We start from the raw sequence: 19036 nt of genomic DNA, 5'->3' as shown, positions 1-19036 counted from the left end.
CTTTTAGCGCTTTTTTTAAGTAGAACTACCCAGGGTGGGTAGGTAAAACTATACCATTCGGGTGGGGAAAGGCAAGCTCAGGCCAGCTAGTTTTGCAGTACCAAACAAAAAGAATAATGTTTACCCTCCCTATTTCAACTGGCACCACTGTCTCTCAGTGGAGCAGCAACTTTTTATTAAGAAAAAAATTATGGGCCTTGCTTATTGGCTTGATGATCAGTCTAAGCGCAATGGCTCAAACGCCTGATGCCAATGGCATTCTGTATGTCAATATCAATAAAACAAATGGCGATGGCAGTAGTTGGGATAGCCCGATAAAACAACTTGCCGATGCGCTCAAAGCTGCAAAAAACAATACAGCCATTAAGCAAATTTGGGTGGCCAAAGGCACTTACAAACCAATGTATAGCCCTCGAGACGGGGCAAATTTTGCTGATGAAGGTAGAGACAACTCCTTTTTAATGGTAGGAAACGTAAAATTGTACGGTGGCTTTAATGGTACCGAAGCCAGCATTTTTGATAGGCCATCATTTACCGGCATAGGCCAGGGTACAGCTGGCACGGGTACAATTCTAAGTGGCGATTTCTTTAATAACGACGAAATTGAGGCGAATTTTGTTGGTGGGGGCACCATATATTACATCTACGAAAATGCCTACCACGTGCTTCTTTCAACAAGCGGTGGTGCAGAATTAGATGGCTTTGAAATAACGGGAGGGAATGCCGATGGCACTAATTACATAACAGTGAATGGAATAAACGTTTCTCGATCAAATGGGGGAGGAATTTATTCTTATTCTTCTCGTTCTTCGTCTATTAGCTTAACCAATTCATCGGTAACTAACAATACAGCATCAAATAATGGCGCAGGGATTAACTCTCATTCTTATTCTTCTTCTTCTTCCGTTAGCCTAATCAATTCATCGGTAAAGAAGAACAAAGCAAGCATCGGAGGCGGAGGGATTTCTTCTTCCTCTTCTACTTCTTCTTCAGTTAGCCTAATTAATTCATCGGTAAATAACAATACAGCAGGCAGTGATGGTGGAGGGATCTATTCATATTCTTATTCTACTTCTTCTTCGGTTAGCCTAACCAATTCATCGGTAAGCAATAACTTGGTAAATAATAAAAGAGCAAGCAACGGAGGCGGAGGGATTTATTCTTCTTCTTCTTCTTCCAACATCATTAACCTTAACAGCAGCACTTTAGCAGGAAACACGGGCACTAGCTTTATCTATTTTAATGAAAATGTCTTCGCAGATTTTAACGTGAGCAACAGCATTGTTTATGGCAATCGAATCAGTACAACCGATGCAGCCAATAGTACTTTAGCAGGTAACCCTGTCAAAAATATTAAATACAGCTTGGTGCAGGGAGAAAGCAACACAGCCAATGGCAACCTGACTGGTACCAGTACAGCCTACAGCACCGCCAACTTATTTGCAAATGCTGACAATTGTGATTATACCCTAAAAGCAGGAAGTGCAGCAATAGGCAAAGGTAATAACCAGTTGTATACTGATGCGGGTGGAAACCTGGGTACAGATAAGGACTTAGCCAGTAACCCACGCCTAATAGGTACCAATATCGATATGGGGGCCTATGAATCATCGTTTTCAGAACAGTCTATCACAGCCAACAACATCAATAAAACTTATGGCGATAGTCCATTTGAACCTGGCGCTACAGCCAGTTCTGGCTTAACGGTCAGTTATGCGTCGACAAATAATAGCATTGCCGAAGCCTACCAGGATACCAATGACGGCAACAAATGGAAAATTAACATAAAGAAAGCCGGGAAAGTGAATATAACGGCTAGCCAGGCAGGAAATAGTAATTTCTTTGCTGCCACACCGGTAACTTTTGAACTTAATGTTGCAAAAGCACCTTCCACGGCTTCTGGCAGCGGCATCAATACCATCACCTTTTCGGATGCCAGCTTTGTTTACGACGGTACGGCAAAAGATCTTTCTGTAGCCAACCTTCCAACCGGTGCTACGGTGAGTTATGTGGGCAACGGCAAAACGAACGCTGGAACCTATGCGGTAACGGCGACTGTTGTACAGCCAAATTATGAGGATATCGTTAAAACGGCCAATTTGACAATCCACAATGCATCACCAGATGCCAACGGTATCTTGTATGTGAACATCAATAAAACTGATGGTGATGGCAGTAGCTGGGATAGCCCGATGGAACAACTGGCCGATGCCTTGAAATTTGCCAATACCAACAACAAGGTAAGTACGAACAAGCCGGTAACAGCCATTTACGTAGCAAAGGGAACTTATAAACCATTATACACGCCTGAGGACAGACAAAACTTTAAAGACAGTACCGCTTTGGTAGTAGCCAATAAGAATCAGCGCGACCGTGCCTTCCTGATGGTAAAAGATGTAAAACTTTTTGGCGGTTTCGATCCGGATAATAATGTCAAAGCAATAGGTGACCAACGCATATTGCCAGGTAAGGATGGATCAGATGTGGGGACTGTTTTATCAGGAGATTTTAATAATGATGATGTAGTTAAAATGGTGAATGATAAATTGAATTTTAACAACAATGGAGAAAACGCTTATCATGTACTGATTTCAGCCGGAGATGTTGGTTCAGCAGAAATAAATGGTTTCGGAGTAAGAGGCGGTAATGCTGATGGTAATCAATCTGGTATTGAGGATGGTATCAAAGTAAATAACCTTAGTATCCCATCTAATAACGGGGCAGGATTGTATGATCTGAGATCATCTCCTTTGATCATTCAGGTGAGCTTTTATAACAATAATGCCTTTAGTCGAGGCGGCGGGATCTATAATTTAGATCATTCTTCTCCAACTATCAACAAAAGCAACTTTTTTAATAATAACGCAACTAGCCTTGGAGGGGGGATATTTAATCTTGATAATTCATCCATAACCGTTAGTGAAAGCAATTTTTATTCGAATACGGCTGAATATGGTGGCGGAATAAATAATTTGTTTTTTTCTTCTCCCCACATTAGCCGGAGCAACTTTTATAACAATAGCGCTACTTTTGGTGGCGGGATTTATAATAATAATTCTTCACCAATTGTTACCCAAAGTAGTTTTTATAAAAATATTGCCTCGCAAGGTGGTGGAATCTTTAATAGGTACGGCTCCAAACCTACACTTCTTAATGTTAGTATTACAGGCAATACGGCTGTTACAAATGATGGCAAAGGAGGCGGTATTTATCTCGATGCTACCTCAGCTGGTAGCCTGATCAACAGTATCCTTTATAACAACACCACTCCTGATAATAGCAACAATCTCAACAGGCAGGAGGTTTACAGTGAAAACACGGGTAGCGCTCCGGTTAGTATCAAGAATAGTATATTAAAAGATTATGATGCTTCCAAAACGCTTAATGTGCTGGCCAGTGGTGTTATAAATACCGATCCTTTATTTAATGATCCAAGCAAAAATGATTTCACCTTAAAATCAGGCAGCCCTGCCATTGGCAAGGGTAGCAATGAAGCTTATAACCTGACCACAGGAAATAAACTTAATACTGATAAAGACCTGGGCGGTAATCCACGTTTAACGGGTGCCAATATAGATATGGGTGCTTATGAATCATCGGTGGCAGATCAGTCCATTACTGCCAATAACATCAGCAAAACTTATGGCGATGCGGCATTTGAGCCTGGTGCTACCGCCAGTTCTGGCTTAACGGTCAGTTATGCATCGGCAGACAATACTATTGCCGAATCCTACCAGGATGCCAATGATGGCAACAAATGGAAAATTAAGATTAACAAAGCGGGCAAGGTAAGCATTAAGGCCAGCCAGGGTGGGAACGGCAGTATACCTGCTGCCACACCGGTAACCTTCGAGCTTACTATTGCACCAAAAAACATTAACGCCAGCTTAAATGCAAACACCATAATCACCAAAACTTATGATGGCAACAGGCAAAACACCATTGATGCGACGAGCCTAAGTTTCGGCCAGAATGATGTGGTCAATGCGGATGACGTTAAGCTAAGCCTAATTGCCAATACTGTCTTTTACAATAATAAAAATGCAGGCAAAAACAAAACCATAAAACTGCCAATAAGCAGTTTGCAGCTCTCGGGTACACAGGCAGGGAATTATATACTTTCGAATACTGATTCGCTGAGTACCAGCACGGCAGAGATCAAGCCGGCAGATTTAACTATTTCAGCTCTGAATAGCACCAAGGTTTACGACGGAAGTCCATATACCGGCGGAAATGCCATCAGTTACAGTGGTTTTGTAAATAATGAGAACGAAAGTGTACTTACAGGAACGTTAACTTATGGTGGTGCAGCCAATGGTGCAGTAAATGTAGGTGAGTACCAGATTGAAGTATCTGGATTAAACAGTACTAATTACAACATTAAATATAATACAGCCAAGCTGACCATTACCAAGGCACCAAACACGACATCGGGCAGCGGTGCAGACCAGATCACTTTTTCGGATGCCAGCTTTGTCTACGACGGTACGGCAAAAGATCTTTCTGTAGCCAACCTTCCAGCCGGTGCTACGGCGAGTTATAATGGCAACGGCAAAACGAACGTGGGCAAATATGATGTTTCTGTCACCGTTTCGCAGCCAAACTATGAGGACATTGTTAAAACAGCCAAGCTGACCATTAGCAAGGCACCAAACACGACATCGGGCAGCGGCATCAATACCATTACCTTTTCGGATGCCAGCTTTGTCTACGACGGTACGGCAAAAGATCTTTCTGTAGCCAACCTTCCAGCCGGTGCTACGGCGAGTTATAATGGCAACGGCAAAACGAACGTGGGAACCTATGTGGTAACGGCGACTGTTGTACAGCCAAACTATGAGGACATTGTTAAAACAGCTACGCTGACGATTAGAAAGGCCGAAGCAGCGGATGCCAATGGCATCCTGTATGTGAACATCAATAAAACTGATGGTGATGGCAGTAGCTGGGATAGTCCGATGAAACAACTGGCCGATGCCTTGAAATTTGCCAATGCCAATAACAAGGTAAGTACGAACAAGCCGGTAACAGCCATTTACGTAGCAAAGGGAACTTATAAACCGTTATATACTCCTGAAGACGGACAAAACTTTAAAGACAGTACTGCTTTAGTTGCTGGGGGTAAGCCTCATCGCGACCGTGCCTTTTTGATGGTAAAAGATGTAAAGCTTTATGGCGGTTTTGATCCTGATCAGGGAGTCAAAGGCATAAACGACAAACGTATATTTCCCTGGGAAGACGGCACCGAGAAAGGAACCATCTTATCCGGAGATTTTAACGATGACGATGTGGTGAGCGGGAGTGGATCAACATTAGATTTTACAAATAATGAAGAAAATGCTTATCATGTGTTGATTTCAGCCGGCGAAGTTGGTTCAGCAGAAATAAATGGTTTTGGCGTAAAAGGAGCAAAGGCAGATATAAACCTCTATATCAGAGTAAATGGGAGCATTATCTTGTCTCACACTGGTGCAGGGATGTATAATATTAAGTCCTCTCCAATCATTAACCAAAGTAACTTCTATCATAATACAGGAGCCGCAGGCGGTGGCGGGATGTATAATGAAAATTCCGATCCGGTGATTAGCCAAAGCAGCATGTATGCCAATTCCGGATCCTATGCAGGAGGAGTATATAACAAGCTGTCTTATCCGAAAATTAACAAAAGCAGCATTTATGGGAATAAAGGAACCTATGGTGGCGGGGTATATAATTTAAATTCTTCTCCAGTCATCAACCTCAGTAATATTTATGATAATTATGCATATTATGGTGGGGGTATCTATAGCGACAAGTCTTCGCCTACAGTGAAACAAAGCATTTTATATAACAATATTGCTTACTATGGCGGTGCGGGTTATCATGTAAATTCTTCCAGTCCAACAATCCTTAACAGTAGTATATCCGGAAATATTGCTCTAGCAAGCTCTGATGGTTATGCTGGGGGGCTTTATTTTGATGTGAATTCTGCAGGAGCTATTGTGAATAGTATCTTGTACAATAATATCACACCAAATACGCTCAACCCGAACAGGGAGGAAGTTTATAGCTTGAATACGGGCACGAACCCGGTAAGTATTCAGAACAGTATTATACGGGATTTTGATGCTTCCAAAACCCTGAATGTTAAAACTACAAATGTAATTGTAGGCGATCCGAAGTTTACCAACGCAGCTGCTGGCGACTTAACCCTGCAGGCGGGTAGTGCGGCTATCGGCAAAGGCAGCAATGCTGCTTATACACAGGCTGGCGGTCAGTTGAATGCCGATAAAGATTTGGCTGGAAACCCGCGTTTGATGGGTGCAAACATTGATATGGGGGCTTATGAATCTAAATTTGATTATCGGCCTGGTTTAGACAGTCTGTTGTTTGTAGACATAAATGTTAACCTCAATACCAGTAATCAAAGTGGCGATAGCTGGGCAAATGCCATTCCACAACTGGCAGATGCTCTGGTATTTGCAAAGGCTAACAATGAGTTAGGTGTCAATAAAAAGATAACCTCCATTTATGTAGCAAAGGGAATTTACAAACCGCTATATACGCCCGAGGACGGACAAAACTTTAAAGATAGTACTGCGTTGGCAGATCCCCGTGACCGTGCCTTCCTGATGGTAAAAGATGTAAAACTTTATGGCGGTTTTGATCCTGACCAGGGAATCAGGTTAATGAGCGACAAACGCATATTGCCTGCTGATGACGGCACGGAAAAAGGAACCATCTTATCAGGAGACTTCAATAATGATGATGTGGTGGCGGGCAGCAATAATCAAAGCCCCAGAATAACTAATAATGGCGAAAATGCTTACCACGTGCTGATCGCCACCGGAAATCTGAATACCGCAGAACTAAACGGATTCAGCATCAAAGGCGGAAATGCCACCGGCGACCCCAAACGGGCATATCAAGTAGGTAATGCAATGGTTAAGCTTCATATGGGTGGAGGATTATACAATTCCAGTCCTAAATTTAGTATTAAGCAAAGCGCCTTCTACCATAATAAAGCGAAAGATGGAGCTGGTTTGTTCAACAATAATGCTCGTCCTTTAATTAGCCAGACCAGCTTTCACCACAACGAAGCTTACAGTGGCGGCGCCATGTATAATATGTTTTTTTCGGCTCCTTCCATCAGCTTATGTAAATTTTATAATAATGCCGTAGATAGCATCGGTGGTGCATTAAGGAATTCTAATTCTTCTCCAAATATTAGCCAGAGTAGTTTTTATCGAAATTTGGCGGGCTGTACCGGCGGAGCAATATTTAATGCCGTTAATACTCATCTCACGCTTCTTCAAATCAGTATGAATGGAAATGAGGCAAGCAAAAGCAAGGGTAGAGGTGCGGCAATTTATTATGATAGCACATCAGATGGACAAATCAATAACAGTATCGTGTATGGTAATACTACGCCTAATAATGTAAACAACCCTAATAGACAGGAGATATATAGTGACAATGCAAACATTAAGGTGAGCGTGCTGAACAGCATTGTGAAAGATTACGATATTTCCAATACTTTGAACCTGGCCGCTACTGCTGTCATGAATGAAGATCCTATGTTTAGCGATCCTTCAACTGGAAATTTAGCGCTCAAAAAAGTAAGTCCTGCCATTGGTAAGGGCAGCAATGAGGCTTATACTGGGGCTGGTGGTAAAATCACTACCGACCTAGATTTGGCTGGAAACCCGCGTCTGATTGGTGCCAATATCGATATGGGTGCTTATGAATCATCGGTGCCTGATCAGGCTATTACCGCCGGCAACATCAGCAAAACTTATGGCGATGCACCATTTGAGCCTGGTGCTACGGCCAGTTCTGGCTTAACGGTAAGTTATGCATCGGCCAACAATAGCATTGCCGAAGCTTACCAGGATGCTGCAGATGGCAACAAATGGAAAATTTCCGTTAAAAAAGTGGGTAAGGTTAATATTACGGCTAGTCAGTCGGGAAATGGTAACATCCCTGCCGCTGAATCTGTAACTTTCGAGCTTAATGTTGCAGCGAAACTCATTACTGTTGGCATCAATGCAAACACCATAATCAGCAAAACTTATGATGGCAGCAGGCAAAACACCATTGATGCTACGAGCCTAAGTTTCGGCCAGAATGATGTGGTCAATGCGGATGACGTTAAGCTCAGCCTAATTGCTAATACTGTCTTTTACAATAATAAAAATGCAGGTAAAAATAAAACCATAAAACTGCCATTGAGCAGTTTAAAACTTTCTGGCGAACAGGCAGTGAATTATATCCTGGCTAATACCGATTCGCTGAGCATCAGTACTGCAGAGATCATCCCTGCCGATTTAACCATCACCGCGAAAGATAGCACGAAGATTTACGACGGAATTCCATATACCGGCGGAAATGCCATCAGTTACAGCGGTTTTGTAAATAATGAGAACGAAAGTGTACTTACAGGAACGTTAACTTATGGTGGTGCAGCCAATGGTGCAGTAAATGTAGGTGAGTACCAGATTGAAGTATCTGGATTAACCAGTCCTGATTACAACATCAAATATAATACAGCCAAGCTGACCATAAACAAGTCGGCATCAACCGATCCAAACAGTGGCATCAACACCATTACTTTTGCTGATGGTAGCTTTAGCTACGACGGAACGGCGAAGAGTATCTTCGCCGCCAACCTTCCAACGGGTGCTACGGTAACTTATACCGGTAACGACCAGATCAATGCGGGAACGTATACGGTAACAGCGACTATTGTGCAGCCGAACTATGGTGACATTGTGAAAACCGCTACGCTGACCATTAACAAATCGGTTTCTGCCGATCCTGGCAGTGGCATCAATACCATCACTTTTGCAGATGCAGCGTTTACCTATGACGGAACAGCGAAGAGCATCTTTGCTGCGAACCTTCCTACGGGTGCCACGGTGACTTATGCAGGCAATGGCCAGACCAATGCGGGAACGTACACGGTAACAGCGACTATCACACAGGCGAACTATGCAGATGTGGTGAAAACGGCTACGCTGAGCATTAACAAGTCGGCGTCGACCGATCCAAACAGTGGCATCAATGCCATCACTTTTGCAGACGGCAGCTTTAGCTACGACGGAACGGCGAAGAGTATCTTCGCAGCCAACCTTCCAACTGGCGCTACGGTAACTTATTCAGGCAACGACCAGATCAATGTGGGAACCTATACGGTTACGGCGACTATTGTGCAGCCAAACTATGGTGACATTGTGAAAACCGCTATGCTGACGATCAACAAAGCCATATCAACCGATCCTGGCAGCGGCATCAATGCCATCACTTTTGCAGATGGCAGCTTTACCTACGACGGAACGGCGAAGAGCATCTTTGCGGCCAACCTTCCAACGGGTGCTACGGTAACTTATACCGGTAACGACCAGATCAATGCGGGAACGTATACGGTAACAGCGACTATTGTGCAGCCGAACTATGGTGACATTGTGAAAACCGCTATGCTGACGATCAACAAAACCATATCAACCGATCCTGGCAGTGGCATCAATGCCATTACCTTCGCTGACGGCAGCTTTAGCTACGACGGAACAGCGAAGAGCATCTTTGCGACCAACCTTCCAACGGGTGCTACGGTAACTTATACCGGTAACGACCAGATCAATGCGGGAACGTATACGGTAACAGCGACTATTGTGCAGCCGAACTATGGTGACATTTTGAAAACCGCTACGCTGACCATTAACAAGTCGGCATCAACCGATCCTGGCAGTGGCATCAATACCATCACTTTTGCAGACGGCAGCTTTACCTATGACGGAACAGCGAAGAGCATCTTTGCTGCGAACCTTCCTACGGGTGCCACGGTGACTTATGCAGGCAACGATCAGATCAATGCGGGAACGTACACGGTAACGGCTACAATCACACAGGCGAACTATGGTGACATTGTGAAAACCGCTACTTTGACCATTAACAAGTCGGCATCTACCGATCCAAACAGTGGTATCAATACCATTACTTTTGCAGACGGCAGCTTTAGCTACGACGGAACAGCGAAGAGCATCTTTGCGGCCAACCTTCCTGCAGGTGCCACGGTAACTTATTCGGGCAACGACCAGATCAATGTGGGAACCTATACGGTTACGGCGACTATTGTGCAGCCAAACTATGGTGACATTGTGAAAACCGCTATGCTGACGATCAACAAAGCCATATCAACCGATCCTGGCAGTGGCATCAATGCCATTACCTTCGCAGACGGCAGCTTTACCTACGACGGAACAGCGAAGAGCATCTTTGCGGCCAACCTTCCTGCAGGTGCCACGGTAACTTATTCGGGCAACGACCAGATCAATGCGGGAACGTCCACGGTAACGGCTACAATCACACAGGCGAACTATGGTGACATTGTGAAAACCGCTACTTTGACCATTAACAAGTCGGCATCTACCGATCCAAACAGTGGTATCAATACCATTACTTTTGCAGACGGCAGCTTTACCTACGACGGAACGGCGAAGAGCATCTTTGCGGCCAACCTTCCTGCAGGTGCCACGGTAACTTATTCGGGCAACGACCAGATCAATGCGGGAACGTCCACGGTAACGGCGACTATTGTGCAGCCAAACTATGGTGACATTGTGAAAACCGCTATGCTGACGATCAACAAAGCCATATCAACCGATCCTGGCAGTGGCATCAATGCCATTACCTTCGCAGACGGCAGCTTTACCTACGACGGAACAGCGAAGAGCATCTTTGCGGCCAACCTTCCTGCAGGTGCCACGGTAACTTATTCGGGCAACGACCAGATCAATGCGGGAACGTACACGGTAACAGCGACGATCACACAGGCCAACTATGCTGATGTGGTGAAAACCGCTACGCTGACGATCAACAAAGCCATATCAACCAATCCTGGCAGCGGCATCAATGCCATCACTTTTGCAGATGGCAGCTTTATCTACGACGGAACAGCGAAGAGTATCTTCGCGGCCAACCTCCCTGCAGGTGCCACGGTGACTTATTCGGGCAACGACCAGATCAATGCGGGAACGTACATGGTAACAGCCACAGTTTCGCAGGCGAACTATGCCGATGTGGTGAAAACGGCTAAGCTGAGCATTAACAAGTCGGCATCTACCGATCCAAACAGCGGCATCAATGCCATTACTTTTGCAGATGGCAGCTTTAGCTACGACGGAACGGCGAAGAGCATCTTCGCGGCCAACCTTCCTGCAGGTGCTACGGTAACTTATGCGGGCAACGACCAGATCAACGCGGGAACCTATACGGTTACGGCTACAATCACACAGGCGAACTATGCCGATGTGGTGAAAACAGCTATTTTGACCATTAACAAAACCGTATCAACTGATCCGGGTAGTGGCATCAATACCATTACTTTTGCAGATGGCAGCTTTAGCTACGACGGAACGGCGAAGAGCATCTTTGCAGCCAACCTTCCTGCAGGTGCTACGGTAACTTATTCGGGTAACGGCCAGATCAATGCGGGAACCTATACGGTAACAGCGACTATCACACAGGCGAACTATGCCGATGTGGTGAAAACGGCTACTTTGACCATTAACAAGACTATTTCTACCGATCCTGGCAGCGGTATCAATACCATTACTTTTGCAGACGGCAGCTTTACCTACGACGGAACGGCGAAGAGTATCTTCGCAGCTAACCTTCCTGCAGGTGCTACGGTAACTTATACCGGTAACGGCCAGATCAATGCGGGAACGTATACGGTAACAGCGACTATTTTGCAGCCGAACTATGGTGACATTGTGAAAACCGCTACGCTGACGATCAACAAAACCATATCAACCGATCCTGGCAGTGGCATCAATGCCATTACCTTCGCAGATGGCAGCTTTACCTACGACGGAACAGCGAAGAGCATCTTTGCGGCCAACCTTCCTGCAGGTGCCACGGTAAGTTATGCCGGTAACGACCAGATCAATGCGGGAACGTACATGGTAACGGCTACAATCACACAGGCGAACTATGCCGATGTGGTGAAAACGGCTATTTTGACCATTAACAAGTCGGCATCTACCGATCCGGGTAGTGGTATCAATACCATTACTTTTGCAGACGGCAGCTTTAGCTACGACGGAACGGCGAAGAGCATCTTCGCGGCAAACCTTCCTGCAGGTGCTACGGTAACTTATGCGGGCAACGACCAGATCAACGCGGGTGTTTATACGGTAACAGCCACAGTTTCGCAGCCGAACTATGCCGATGTGGTGAAAACGGCTACTTTGACCATTAACAAGACTATTTCTACCGATCCAAACAGTGGCATCAATGCCATTACCTTCGCAGACGGCAGCTTTACCTACGACGGAACAGCGAAGAGCATCTTTGCGGCCAACCTTCCTGCAGGTGCCACGGTAAGTTATGCCGGTAACGGCCAGATCAATGCGGGAACCTATACGGTTACGGCGACTATTGTGCAGCCGAACTATGGTGACATTGTGAAAACCGCTATGCTGACGATCAACAAAGCCATATCAACCGATCCTGGCAGCGGCATCAATGCCATCACTTTTGCAGATGGCAGCTTTACCTACGACGGAACAGCGAAGAGTATCTTCGCGGCCAACCTCCCTGCAGGTGCCACGGTGACTTATGCAGGCAACGACCAGATCAATGTGGGAACCTATACGGTTACGGCGACTATTGTGCAGCCAAACTATGGTGACATCGTGAAAACCGCTACGCTGACGATCAACAAAACCATATCAACCGATCCTGGCAGTGGCATCAATGCCATTACCTTCGCAGATGGCAGCTTTACCTACGACGGAACAGCGAAGAGCATCTTTGCGGCCAACCTTCCTGCAGGTGCCACGGTAAGTTATGCCGGTAACGACCAGATCAATGCGGGAACGTACATGGTAACGGCTACAATCACACAGGCGAACTATGCCGATGTGGTGAAAACGGCTATTTTGACCATTAACAAGTCGGCATCTACCGATCCGGGTAGTGGTATCAATACCATTACTTTTGCAGACGGCAGCTTTAGCTACGACGGAACGGCGAAGAGCATCTTCGCGGCAAACCTTCCTGCAGGTGCTACGGTAACTTATGCGGGCAACGACCAGATCAACGCGGGAACCTATACGGTTACGGCTACAATCACACAGGCGAACTATGCCGATGTGGTGAAAACAGCTATTTTGACCATTAACAAAACCGTATCAACTGATCCGGGTAGTGGCATCAATACCATTACTTTTGCAGATGGCAGCTTTAGCTACGACGGAACGGCGAAGAGTATCTTCGCAGCCAACCTTCCTGCAGGTGCTACGGTAACTTATACCGGTAACGGCCAGATCAATGCGGGAACGTATACGGTAACAGCGACGATCACACAGGCCAACTATGCTGATGTGGTGAAAACCGCTACGCTGACGATCAACAAAACCATATCAACCGATCCGGGCAGTGGTATCAATACCATTACTTTTGCAGACGGTAGCTTTAGCTACGACGGAACGGCGAAGAGCATCTTTGCAGCCAACCTTCCTGCAGGTGCTACGGTGACTTATTCGGGCAACGACCAGATCAATGCGGGAACGTACATGGTAACGGCTACAATCACACAGGCGAACTATGCCGATGTGGTGAAAACCGCCGCGCTGACCATTAACAAGTCGGCATCTACCGATCCAAACAGCGGCATCAATGCCATTACTTTTGCAGACGGCAGCTTTAGCTACGACGGAACGGCGAAGAGTATCTTCGCGGCCAACCTCCCCGCAGGTGCCACGGTAACTTATTCGGGCAATGGCCAGATCAATGCGGGAACGTATAGGGTAACAGCGACTATTGTGCAGCCGAACTATGGTGACATTGTGAAAACCGCTACGCTGACGATCAACAAAACCATATCAACCGATCCTGGCAGCGGCATCAATGCCATTACCTTCGCAGACGGCAGCTTTACCTACGACGGAACAGCGAAGAGCATCTTTGCGGCCAATCTTCCTACGGGCGCTACGGTAACTTATACCGGTAACGACCAGATCAATGCGGGAACCTATACGGTTACGGCTACAATCACACAGGCGAACTATGCGGATGTGGTGAAAACGGCTACTTTGACCATTAACAAGTCGGCATCTACCGATCCTGGCAGCGGTATCAATACCATTACTTTTGCAGATGGCAGCTTTACCTACGACGGAACGGCGAAGAGCATCTTTGCAGCCAACCTTCCAACGGGCGCTACGGTAACTTATACCGGTAACGGCCAGATCAATGCGGGAACCTATACGGTAACAGCGACGATCACACAGGCGAACTATGCTGATGTGGTTAAAACCGCTACTTTGACCATTAACAAATCGGCGTCGAGCGATCCAAACAGCGGCATCAACACTATCACTTTTGCAGACGGCAGCTTTAGCTACGACGGAACGGCGAAGAGTATCTTTGCAGCCAACCTTCCAATGGGCGCTACGGTAACTTATGCCGGCAACAGCCAGACCAACGCGGGAACGTATACGGTAACAGCGACGATCACACAGGCGAACTATGCCGATGTGGTGAAAACGGCTACTTTGACCATTAACAAGTCGGCATCTACCGATCCTGGCAGCGGTATCAATACCATTACTTTTGCAGATGGCAGCTTTACCTACGACGGAACGGCTAAGAGCATCTTTGCAGCCAACCTTCCAACGGGCGCTACGGTAACTTATACCGGTAACGGCCAGATCAATGCGGGAACCTATACGGTTACGGCGACGATCACACAGGCGAACTATGCCGATGTGGTGAAAACGGCTACTTTGACCATCAACAAAACCGTATCAACTGATCCGGGTAGTGGCATCAATACCATCACTTTTGCTGATGGCAGCTTTAGCTACGACGGAACGGCGAAGAGCATCTTTGCAGCCAACCTTCCTGCAGGTGCTACGGTAACTTATGCAAGCAACGGCCAGACCAACGCGGGAACGTATACGGTAACAGCGACGATCACACAGGCGAACTATGCCGATGTGGTGAAAACGGCTACTTTGACCATTAACAAGTCGGCATCTACCGATCCTGGCAGCGGTATCAATACCATTACTTTTGCAGATGGCAGCTTTACCTACGACGGAACGGCGAAGAGCATCTTTGCAGCCAACCTTCCAACGGGCGCTACGGTAACTTATACCGGTAACGGCCAGATCAATGCGGGAACCTATACGGTTACGGCGACTATCACACAGGCGAACTATGCTGATGTGGTGAAAACCGCTACTTTGACCATTAACAAATCGGCGTCGAGCGATCCAAACAGCGGCATCAACACTATCACTTTTGCAGACGGCAGCTTTAGTTACGACGGAACGGCGAAGAGTATCTTTGCAGCCAACCTTCCAACGGGCGCTACGGTAACTTATGCCGGCAACAGCCAGATCAATGCGGGAACCTATACGGTTACGGCGACTATTGTACAGCCGAATTATGGTGACATTGTTAAAACCGCTACGCTGGTGATCAATAAGGCCATCGTTCAACATGAGGTCACTTACGCTTCGTCGTTAATATTAACCAAGGGAATGCCGATGTCTGATTTATCACCTCTTGTAAAAGGTGGTACAGCTGCGAAATTCGATATTACTCCAGCACTACCTGATGGTTTAATTTTAAACACCGTTACAGGAGTTATTTCGGGTATACCAACAGTGATCAGTCCGGAAACGGTTTATAAGGTTTCGGTAACCTTTACCGATAACACTGTTGTTGTAACCACTTTAAACCTGTCGGTTGTTGTTCCTAACTTAATATATACAGGAAAAGAGCCAATACAAAATGTCCTCACGCCTGATGGGAATGGTAAGAACGATGTATGGATACTGGATTTCATCAAGTCTTTCCCTAACAATATCGTTAAGGTTAGTGACCGTACCGGGCGCTTGGTTTACCAGAAAGAAAATTATGATAACTCATGGGATGGCAGTTTCCATGGCAAGCCGCTTCCGGAGGGTACGTATTATTACATTATAGACCTTGGCCAGGGCATACCAAAACGCAGAGGATTTATCACCATTCTTTACAGATAACAGATTTATAACCATGATAAAATTAAATTTAAAAAGAAATCAAATCGCTTTAGTGTGCGGCCTGTACTTTATGCTCTTAGGCAATAAGGTGTCGGCTCAACTGGAGCCACTATTTAGCCAATATTATTCCAATCGTTATCTGTCCAATCCGGCTATGGCTGGTTTAGAACAGCGGGTTCGTCTTAATACTGCTTTCCGTCAATCCTGGACCAGGTTTCCAGGATCACCTGCCGTACAGCAGATTAGTGCAGATAAAGGTCTTGGTAAAATGGCGGCAGGCCTAAATTTGTCCAGTGAGACAGCTGGATTGCTCAGGCAATTTTCAGCCTTTGGTACCTTTGCTTATCATTTGCCTTTAAATTCCCGTGGAGATCACCTTCATTTCGGCCTGAGTGGCGGCTTGCTCAATCGCTCAATTAATCAAAACATGGTTGTAGGGGAAATTAATGATGAAGCAATTGCCAGTTATAACAATCGGCCAACAACATTTGATGCTGATTTCGGTATGGCTTATACCCGTGGAGGTTTAACGGCCCAGTTTTCCTTAAATAACATGATGTATATCTTCTCTAACCATACTGTAAGAAATATAGACCAGTCTACATTCTACCTCGCTACATCTTATCGTTTTGCACCGGGTACTAACAACACTGTAGTGTTAGAACCCTTGGCTGCACTTAGGGGGATAAGAGGTTTGGATCCCATATTTGACATTGGCATACAATCCGCTGTCCTGAATGAGCAACTCGCTTTTACGTCCATGTACAGTACTTCCAAGATATTAAATTTTAATATTGGCTATACCTATAAGCAAAAATATACCTTGAATTTTACCTATGGTACAAGCACATCATCGCTCTCTTCTTATAACGGTGGCAATTTTGAGTTTGGCATCAGGGCTGTGCCCTAGTAAGCCGTTTTTTACCTGGATATGTTTGCAAATGAACTAATATATAAACGATATCAATAAATTAAACATGGAAAAAAAAGTAGCAGTAATTACAGGGGGTACAGCGGGTATCGGTAAACAGGTAGCCATCGAACTGGCAGCAAAAGGATGTAAAGTTGTCATTGCGGGAAGAAATAAGGACGCAGGAAAACAAGTAGCTGATCAGATAGGTCAGGATGGGGGCGAAGCGATTTATGTTTATACCGATGTAACGGCAGAGCAGGATGTGATTCATCTTACCCGATCTGCAATAGACCATTTTGGCCAGATAGATTATCTGTTTAACAATGCAGGTACAGAAGGTGTATTAGGCCCTCTGGAAACTAATTCAGAAGTCATTATTGATACCGTTCTTTCCGTAAATATCAAGGGTGTGATCTTATGCATCAAACACATACTTCCGGAAATGAGAAAACAAAAAAGTGGCGTGATTGTAAATACAGCATCTTTTGTAGGTACCACTTTACCTTTACCGGTAGCGGTGGTTTATGGTGCAAGCAAGTCTGCAGTACTCAGTATAACCGGGTCTGTGGGCGCTTCATGTGCGGAAGATAACATCAAAGTTTATGCTGTTTGTCCGTGGGTAACAGATACCCCAATGGCCGACCGTCTGACAGACCATAATGAAGAGGCGAAAGCAGCCTTCGGAGCCAGTATAAACCCGGGTAAAGCCATTGTTCCCGTTGAAGATATTGCATCTGTTGTGAATCAGTTATTTGCAGGAACAAGCAATTTAAATAGCGGCGATGCAATTCTGGTAGATAAAGGAAAGGCCTGTAATTTGGTAAACATGATGTCTGTTGGAGACAAAGTATCTTTAGAAGGTCATTAGGTAATTTCATCTCTTTGGTATATTGTAAAACTGGATTTTTATGGAAATTTTCAAGGGTCAAAATCTTCTGGAGTTCGCTGAACGCTTTAAAACAGATTTGGATTGCGAAGAATATCTTGCCCATTGGAAGTGGGGAAATGGTTATTCTTGTCGCAAATGTGGCCACACGAAGTATCAGGTTAGAAAAGATTTTTCAAGAACCTGTAATATTTGTAGCGACACCGAAAGTCCAGGTTCCTGTACGCTTTTTCATCGGGTTAAATTTGGTTTGCGAAAGGCTTTTTTCATTTGTTTTGAGATGAGTACAAACACAAAAGATTTGTCTGTATTGCATATCTCAGTTCGTTATGGTATTGCAGAAAATACGGCCCGGTTATTTATGCATAAAGTTCGGGAAGCACTGAAATCAGACGAAAAATATGAAATGAAAGTCATGGTTCAAAGCTGATTTAATATGTGGTTAAGTTAGGACCGCTAAGTATTTTTATAAGAAAAGCTATTAATGAAAAGTATAAGGAAGATGAAAAACATCATTTATAATAAAGAATTAAAGGAAACCATTCATTTCCGGAAAACTTCTGCGGAAACAGCCGGGCTGTACAGTGAGCTTGAAATCTCACTGGAACCCCGTGGTGGCAATCCCTTACATTACCATACAGCCTATAGTGAACTTTTTACAGCCGTGGAAGGCAGGCTTGGAATGGAACTGCAGGGAGGAAAAGAGATTCTATTGCAACCGGGAGACTCCTATCTGGTCAGGAAAGGTGAGATCCATCGCTTTTTTAATCCAGACAATCAGCCGATCACTTTCACCAACCGGGTAGAACCCGGATCAACGGGTCTGGAAGATACCCTCCGGATTTTATGTGGTCTGGCTGGTGACGGACTTTATTCCAAAAATAATATTCCCCGAAATCCCATTCATCTGGCCGTTTGTGGTAAAATGAGCGACATGAGATTGCCAGGCTGGAAAGGAAAAATAACAGGCCCTTTTATCAATTTACTTTCATGGGTGGCAGGAAAAAGTGGGATGAAACAAAAGCTGGTGGATAAGTACTGTGTGTAAGTCCAAAACATGATTTGTGATATCGCCATCCGATAAATCCCTCAATTCATATTTTTATTGGATGGCTGTCATTATCCTGATTAGCAAGGGTTAACTTAGATGGAATCTGCAGCCTGAATCGTCGGATAAAACGGCCGTTTCTTTTCTCACCT

The 19036-nt window shown here is 45.2% G+C and carries 4 protein-coding genes and 1 pseudogene; all 5 read left to right on the top strand.

The window, feature by feature from the left end:
- Nucleotides 1-116 precede the first annotated feature (116 nt).
- The 5 genes and pseudogenes from ACK1I8_RS09985 (at nucleotide 117) to ACK1I8_RS09965 (ending at nucleotide 18884) form a co-directional block, all read left to right on the top strand.
- Nucleotides 117-16037, top strand: coding sequence for an MBG domain-containing protein (locus ACK1I8_RS09985; RefSeq protein ID WP_412469180.1), 15921 nt, complete (start codon nucleotides 117-119; stop codon nucleotides 16035-16037).
- Between the two features lie 13 nt (nucleotides 16038-16050).
- Nucleotides 16051-16947 (top strand): PorP/SprF family type IX secretion system membrane protein, encoded by an 897-nt coding sequence (locus ACK1I8_RS09980; RefSeq protein ID WP_412469179.1) that lies wholly within the window; start codon nucleotides 16051-16053, stop codon nucleotides 16945-16947.
- Between the two features lie 67 nt (nucleotides 16948-17014).
- A complete protein-coding gene (locus ACK1I8_RS09975) occupies nucleotides 17015-17818 on the top strand; it encodes an SDR family NAD(P)-dependent oxidoreductase (protein ID WP_412469178.1) in 804 nt (267 codons plus the stop codon).
- Between the two features lie 40 nt (nucleotides 17819-17858).
- Nucleotides 17859-18245 (top strand): annotated as a pseudogene (locus tag ACK1I8_RS09970) (transposase); the annotation flags it as partial.
- Between the two features lie 93 nt (nucleotides 18246-18338).
- Entirely contained in the window at nucleotides 18339-18884 is a 546-nt protein-coding gene (locus ACK1I8_RS09965) for a cupin domain-containing protein (RefSeq protein WP_412469177.1), read from the top strand.
- The last annotated feature ends 152 nt before the right edge of the window (nucleotides 18885-19036 follow it).

The organism is Pedobacter sp. KLB.chiD (assembly GCF_047040275.1).
Lineage (GTDB): Bacteria > Bacteroidota > Bacteroidia > Sphingobacteriales > Sphingobacteriaceae > Pedobacter.
Note: the sequence above shows the minus strand (reverse complement) of the source record. Positions and strands in the feature narration are given on the sequence as shown.

Excerpts from the sequence above, each read along its gene's own strand:
- ACK1I8_RS09975 (WP_412469178.1), top strand. The coding sequence starts at position 17,015 with ATGGAAAAAAAAGTAGCAGTAATTACAGGGGGTACAGCGGGTATCGGT.
- ACK1I8_RS09985 (WP_412469180.1), top strand. The coding sequence starts at position 117 with ATGTTTACCCTCCCTATTTCAACTGGCACCACTGTCTCTCAGTGGAGC.
- ACK1I8_RS09980 (WP_412469179.1), top strand. The coding sequence starts at position 16,051 with ATGATAAAATTAAATTTAAAAAGAAATCAAATCGCTTTAGTGTGCGGC.
- ACK1I8_RS09965 (WP_412469177.1), top strand. The coding sequence starts at position 18,339 with ATGAAAAACATCATTTATAATAAAGAATTAAAGGAAACCATTCATTTC.